6 protein-coding genes are annotated in these 6,689 nt (G+C 49.7%); 1 reads left to right on the plus strand and 5 read right to left on the minus strand.

The annotated features are described in order from the left end of the window. Positions 1–83 precede the first annotated feature (83 nt). The 3 genes from VMX96_09400 to VMX96_09410 form a co-directional block, all read right to left on the minus strand. Positions 84–803 carry a hypothetical protein gene (locus VMX96_09400; GenBank protein HUU64113.1) on the minus strand — a complete coding sequence of 240 codons (720 nt, stop codon included), beginning with the start codon at positions 801–803 and terminating at the stop codon, positions 84–86. 14 nt (positions 804–817) lie between these two features. Next, positions 818–1,645, minus strand: a complete 828-nt coding sequence (locus VMX96_09405) for an SDR family NAD(P)-dependent oxidoreductase (GenBank protein ID HUU64114.1) — start codon at positions 1,643–1,645, stop codon at positions 818–820. Between the two features lie 415 nt (positions 1,646–2,060). Beyond that, a complete protein-coding gene (locus VMX96_09410) occupies positions 2,061–3,071 on the minus strand; it encodes an NAD-dependent epimerase/dehydratase family protein (GenBank protein HUU64115.1) in 1,011 nt (336 codons plus the stop codon). A gap of 253 nt (positions 3,072–3,324) precedes the next feature. Here VMX96_09410 and VMX96_09415 point away from each other — a divergent pair, with 253 nt between their 5' ends. Continuing rightward, positions 3,325–3,657 (plus strand): hypothetical protein, encoded by a 333-nt coding sequence (locus VMX96_09415; protein ID HUU64116.1) that lies wholly within the window; start codon positions 3,325–3,327, stop codon positions 3,655–3,657. Between the two features lie 20 nt (positions 3,658–3,677). On the opposite strand, the gene VMX96_09420 is transcribed toward VMX96_09415, so the two are convergent. Continuing rightward, a complete protein-coding gene (locus VMX96_09420; GenBank protein ID HUU64117.1) occupies positions 3,678–4,457 on the minus strand; it encodes an alpha/beta hydrolase in 780 nt (259 codons plus the stop codon). A 372-nt stretch (positions 4,458–4,829) separates the two neighbouring features. Next, entirely contained in the window at positions 4,830–6,335 is a 1,506-nt protein-coding gene (locus tag VMX96_09425) for an NAD(P)/FAD-dependent oxidoreductase (protein ID HUU64118.1), read from the minus strand. Positions 6,336–6,689 lie beyond the last annotated feature (354 nt).

The raw sequence follows: 6,689 nt of genomic DNA on the forward strand, positions 1-6,689 counted from the left end.
AAGCTGAAGACGTCCCTTACTTACTCAGAACGTTTATAGTGCAGGTGTGTCTCAAGAGGTCTGGGTCCAGATGGGTCACATTTTCAACTTCTCAGGATATACTCGCTCATGGTTGAGGTGCGGATCTTGGTGAAGTTCAGGAACGCCACCACGCTCCTGAACATGCGGCACATGTTCAGGGCGAGTTTAAAGATATTACTTGCGCCGTAGAACAGGAAAGGGTTTGTAATATGCCTGGCGGAAGGCCATGCCTCCTCAACGATTCCTTCGAACGGGGGCGCGTCAGGGGTAACGGCTTGCAGGACCACGTTACGGATGTAGCGGGCGCGGGGCTGCATAGCCTCTGAGACAGGTGACTGCGTACCGTGCCAGCGACGGATCCACTCCTCATGCGAGAGCCGGTGGGGGCGTTCCATCAGCGTCACCGCCATGACTACCGGCGACCTCTCGCCATCGGGCCAGTCGCGCTCGCGAAAGTGTCTATTGCCCCCGTATTCCGTATATATGCATTCATCCACTAGGTATCCAGCAATCCGAAAACTATAAGGCGCCAGGATTTTTTCAAGCTCTTGATGTTTTTCAATATCATCGATCCAGAGGGAAATCTCGGCGCATATTGCAGGACCGCGATATAACTTAGGGGCCGGTGATCTGACAGTTGAGTATTCATCGTCGATATACATGGTAAGCTTCTGAACTCCAGCATCATATAGCTTTTGCGGAACTTCGTTCAAGAGCAGGTCTTTGATTTTTTTCTTTGATTGTCCCTCGGGTGCCCACAGGACGTAAATCAATTTGACCACGGACCACCTCCCGGTTAGAGTTTTGGATTGGTGATTAAGTTCCTGTCACCGTACATCTGTTCGGTTGAACCCGCCATAATTTTTATGGCCCTTGTCCTGGGCATGAGGCGGTTGGTGACGAAACTTGATAAGCGGTATATCTTTCCCGGTATAAAAGTATGGGTTTTTCCCAGGGCGGCCACAGACTCACGGGCTACATACACGGGTTTCATCGGCCCCGGCCCAAAGGAGAGTTTCTTGGGCTTCGTCTGAATATAATTGGGCGTCTCGATGGCCCCGGATACGCTCACCATTACATCGACCCCGTGCTGCTTCATTTCATACCAGAGACCTTCCCCCAGGACGGTGTTATACGCCTTTGTGCCTCCATAACTGACTAGTAAGGGGGCGCCCTGGAAGCCGGAGAGAGAGCTCATCAGGATGATTCCTCCGCGTCCCCGTTGCAACATTTTGCCGCCGTAATGGTATGTGAGCATGAGAGGCCCTCGGCAGTTAACGTCGATGTGCCTGAGATGGTTTTCCAGTGACTGGTTGAAAAAGGCACCTATAGTATGAAAAGCTGTATCATATATCATCAGGCCGATTTCAATGTCATCGGTATGCGGGGACAGTTCTTCAATAAGGTTAGGTGATGCAAGATCTAGCTGTACTGTCCTTATATCGACACCGTATCGACTCTTAAGCTCGTTTTTCAGTTCTTTCAATGGTTCGCTGCGGCGGGCTATCAGTACCAGGTTGAGCTTTCGCTTTGCCAGCTCTTCGGCAAAGGCTGCGCCCAATCCGACGCTGGCTCCGGCAACAAGCCCCCATGGTCCGTATTTATCACTGAAGTTTGCCGTCATATGTCTGCCTCCCTTTCCTGATTTGATGAATGTTGTTAGTTAAGTGAATATACTTTAATCTAAAAATATATTGAGACTGTTGAAATAGTCTTAATCAACTCCCTAATCCCTCAATCTCGGGGGACTTTTAAAGCTGCCCCGATACATCGGGGAGACCCCCGGTAGGAAGTACCCTGCACCTCTTTTTCAGCAATCTCATTTAATTCCTCTAGCTCAGTAATGATAATAAATCCCCTTTGCCATGATGTGCTTGGAGTATAGTCATATACCTCGTACGTAATAACAATCTAGCTAGCAATAATTGCGTGATTATTAATAAGCGTATCACGCAATGCGGTGCGCTTATTCACATGCTCTCTATCGCCTGCGTCGCTCCGTTTCTAAACAGCCGTATCAACAGATGATAATCGCCTGATTACCTCTTGCCCTGCAAACGCCGCCACTGGACGTAGAGTCTTGTGCCCTCCTCTATAGAAACCTTTGGCTCCCAGCCCAGCTCCGACCTGGCCTTGGAACCATCAATATGCATACTATTTTCAAATTCCCCGAGGTCGGCACGGGTCAGGAACGGTGGTTCCTTGAAACGCCACAACCTGGCCCACATCTCCATTATGAAGGCTACAGAATATAGCAGGCTCATGGGGATGTTCCTCTGGCGCTCCGATTTGCCCAGGGCCCGGGCGAGTGCAGCGGCGAACTCGCGGAACTGCTGCTCCTCAGGACGAGCAACGTTATATATCTGCCCGGCGGAACGGTCACTGGTTGCTGCTAGGATGGCACATTCGGCAACATCGGTCACATAGGTCAGTGGAGCCCAGGGGTTCGACTTGCCCGGCCAGATAACAATAGGTGAATTCACCAGACCATAGAATCGATCTGTGAGCAGCCTGTCCCTCGGACCAAATATGCCGGAGCACCTGATAATAGTAACCTGTAGCTTGCCCTCGCGGTGGTATTCCTGTGCTAGCTTATCAGCCAGCATTTTGGCATAACAGTAATAGGAACGTGGATGGAACTCAGCATTGAGAGGAGCGGTCTCGGTGGCTCGAGTTTCACTTGTCGCCCCACCGCCGTATACATCTCCAGAGCTGACCTGGAGAAAGCGAGCCACCTTAGCCTCAGCACTTGCATTAAGCATGTTCTCTGTGCCCTTTACGATACATGACTCGAACTCCTGCCATGATCCCCATCCAGGCATAACCTTGGCAGCAGCGTGGAATACCAATTCCACACCCTCCACGAGAGGGCGCAGGCTGTCATAGTCCTCTACGTCGCCAATGACGATCTCGGCCCCCGTAGTCTTTAAATGGCTTATATCGGACGTCCGGCGGGCCAGGGCGCGCACTTCGTGGCCCTGTGCCAGTAGGCGCTCAACGATATGGCTCCCCAACAAACCAGTACTACCGGTAATCGCTGTCTTCACCATATCCTCCTTCTATTTCTCACATATCAAATTCCATATAACCTAGCCTACAAACACCTGTCAATCATTACTCTACCTCTCCATGTTGTTGCGTCGCTGGAATAAACTGACTTTCTGCAAACTACATGTCACATGGATTACGTGACTAGAGTCTATTGGAGAATGCTGAGAAAGTCAAGGATACGAATTGAATTATAATTATTGCTTTCGAAAGTGGTATCATTGCCTTAAAAAAAGTGTTACCAAAAGGGGGAGCATGACAAGAGGCAACATAAGGGAATACACGGCGGCAGTGAGAGGAAGTTATCTGAGGGCATCAAAGAAGGAGAAGGGTAAGATTTTGGACGAGGTCACCGAAGTCGTAGGCTGCCACCGGAAGGCAGATATACGTCTACTGCATCGAACGAACCAGGTAGGGGTGAACGGAAAGGGAGGGTGTCCCAAGCAATACGGTGCTCCTGTGGCCGATGCACTAAGGGTGGCATGGCAAGCCACGGACCGGTTGTGTTCCAAACGCTTACATCCCTTTCTGCCGGAACTGGTTAAAGTGCTGAGGAGATACGGTGAGATTAAAATGACCTTCCCTTGATTAATGCATTACTTCTAGAGTTAGACTTCTTTTTTTAGGATACCATAAAATCTGTCTCTCGCGCTCCGTTCGATCCAGGGATAGTGACCGCATTTTTCTAACAGGATGAACCGAAAGTCTTCTAGAATGCGAGAAAGGGGGTCTTTGATCCCTTCGGCAAGATGGGGGTCGTAGTCGCCATGGATCGCGACTACAGGACACTGGATTCTCTTCCCGAGCTCTAAAAGCTTCCCACTGCTTCTTAGCTTCATGGCTTGTTCCCATACGCTTTTATAGATATCGTACTGGCATTCCAGTATCTCGCTTTCATGAGGCAAGGGGTTATATGAGTCAGCCCCGGATATCAACTCTCCCAGTCGGGCCATGGGCGTGTTTTTATCTAAAGTTGTGGGGTCGCTCAGGGTTTCCATCAGGGAAAGGGCTTCCTCTCTGTCTACTTCACTAAGCCGACTTAACCGGGTTTTCATAATGTTATCGGCATATTTTTCTTCGTAGGCCCCACTCGCAATGAGTATGAGTTTTTTTACCAGTGGAGGATACCGGGCGGTAAAAATAAAACTGAGCATTGCACCCCATGAGAAACCAATAAGTGTGACAGGTAGATCTCCGTTCTTTTCCAAAACGGCCTTTAGCTCTTGGACCTGCCCTTCAAGTGTTGTTGCTGTTTGAAGTGGCTCCAGAACACCCCTAACGGAGGAGAGTTCTCGAGCAACTGGTGCCAGTTCTCCAGGTGCACCTGGTCCACCGTGAATGACAGCTACATTGAAAGGCTTGGTTCCATATTTTCTTAAGTTTTTCATATTGAGTATGAAACCTACAACCAGCTCACGAAGGCCGTTAGAGTGTGTATTGGTGCAAGTTGACGCTTTGTGGGTACGGAGCTGCTGGGGAGTTCCAGATTTTTTATGGTGGAGCTAGGTGGACAATACAAAGAACCTTCAGCTTGGCATTTAGCCTTTCTTCCTAGTCCAGCTTAGCACAATAAAATCGTAGCACAGTATTGCTATCGTTGCAAATGTCAAAGCAAAGTAAATGTAGTCGACTGCACAAAATAGAATGTTGTGTGATTGATTAAACAGAATGGACTTTTGTTACCCACTGAACAAAACAAGCTATTGTTGGAAGTTAAATGTACAAGACAGTAATCTCGTACTCACATTTCGAAACCACCATCACGGAGTGCTTGTTATAAACTGCTTCTTATCCCGCTTACATATGATCTGAGTTACATTACGGCCCGACATTGCCGCCATGGGCACGGTACCGCCTGGTTCAACCCATTTCCCCGCCATGTAGAAGTTCTTAAGCCCTGGCAGGGTCTTGCTCATGCGCATGCCCATAGTCTTTGTTGAAACTTGCCAACCTTGATAGCTACCCTGCCAGTTGCCAGTGTAGCGCTCAAAGGTTATGGGCGTAGCCACATCACGCACCTCCACCTGATCCGCCAGCCCTGGGAAACGCTGGTCAAGCAGGGCAATCACTTTGTCGGCGATCTGCTCCTTCTCCGCTTTGTAGCGCTCAGGATCCCGATTCAGCTGGTTCCAGTACTCATAATCAGAGTTTAGTATGAGTCTAACCAATGTCTTGCCCGCAGGTGCTAGGCTGGGATCGAAGTTGTAGATGTGTGCGCCCATTCGCTTCAACTCCTTGCCACCAATTGTGACCGGCTCATCGAGAGGGTAGTTTATCCCTATCACTGAATGCGGCAGTTCGTCAAACGAGCGGATTACGCCCAGCCCTATGTGGATCAAGGGAGAAACCAGAGGAAGTTTGTCATAGTAGCCCTGGATTTTGTCGTTGATATACTTCCCGTCCAGCATGTCAAATATGGTGGTTCGACCATCGGCGGCAGAGATGACGATGTCGCTGCGGTGTTCAGTGCCGTCAGCCAGCCGCACACCGACTACCTGATCGTTTTTCACCAGGATTCTGGCGACCCGCGACTTGTAGTGAACCTCGCCTCCCAAACCGAAGTAACGCTGCTCGATAGCCCGGGCAAACTCCAAGGAGCCGCCCACAGGATAGCCGGCTGTTTTTAGATGCATCATGGCAAGAAGCATGAGCATTGCTGTCATTGGAAAGTCAGGGATGTCAGAAGTGAGAGAGAAAGCCTCGCGCAGAAAGGGATTCTTGAAGCTCTTGGCAAAATCCTGGACCGAAATCCTCCCCCATTTTCTCATTAGCCTTAGGTTAGGAAACATCGTAAACATCATCCTGAGTCCGTCAATGGTGCCATATAACTCAGGTGCTTTTTCTATAGGCATATCAAAGCGAGTGAAACTATGTATAGCTTTAATGAACACTGCGATGACATCCTGGTCCTCCGGGGCAAGCTCCTTCATATGCTGCTCCAGCCGGTTGATGTCGGCGTGAACGATGAAGACTTTACCTCCCTCCCCTTCAATCCGTACGTACTCCTCGTGGTTGATCATAACCCGGCCCTGCACGGCGCCCAACTCCTCCCAGATACGGTAGAAGCCAGTTCCCGGCGCGGTACCCGTTAAAACGTGTATACAGCCATCAATTGTGTAGCCCTTACGTTTCCAGGAAGTGCACAGTCCACCTGGCCTGGCGTTGTCCATCTCGAAGATACAAGTGCGGTAGCCGTTCATTTGGCCATAGCACCCCGCAGACAGGCCAGCGATTCCGGCCCCAATGATAATTATTGACTTTTCCAAGCTTCCTCCTCGGGCAAGCCTCTTCCATATCGATTATTGTTCATAATATAGGTTTTGTTTCGCGGACGTCAAGACACCTGGAAAACCCGGACATACCGGAGGCGTAGCTCGAACTGTGCTGGACGACTTAGCCTACCTTCAAATGATTGCGCTACCTGTTGGATTCGAGTTGGCGGCGCTGAGCCGTCGGGGATACGAATCCCGGACACCTTGATCAGAAGTAAGGGAGTCTAGATCTATTAGTAAATAGAGCTAGATATTCTATACATCGCTTTCCCTTATATGCCTATTGACAAATAGAACGCTTTGTTCCATTATTTGATTCACCTAAAAAACAGGAGGTTTACCATGCCA

The organism is Dehalococcoidia bacterium, assembly GCA_035528575.1.
GTDB lineage: Bacteria > Chloroflexota > Dehalococcoidia > E44-bin15 > E44-bin15 > DATKYK01.

Coding starts and splice junctions, on each gene's coding strand:
- VMX96_09410 (HUU64115.1), bottom strand. CDS start 3,071: ATGGTGAAGACAGCGATTACCGGTAGTACTGGTTTGTTGGGGAGCCAT.
- VMX96_09420 (HUU64117.1), bottom strand. CDS start 4,457: ATGAAAAACTTAAGAAAATATGGAACCAAGCCTTTCAATGTAGCTGTC.
- VMX96_09405 (HUU64114.1), bottom strand. CDS start 1,645: ATGACGGCAAACTTCAGTGATAAATACGGACCATGGGGGCTTGTTGCC.
- VMX96_09415 (HUU64116.1), top strand. CDS start 3,325: ATGACAAGAGGCAACATAAGGGAATACACGGCGGCAGTGAGAGGAAGT.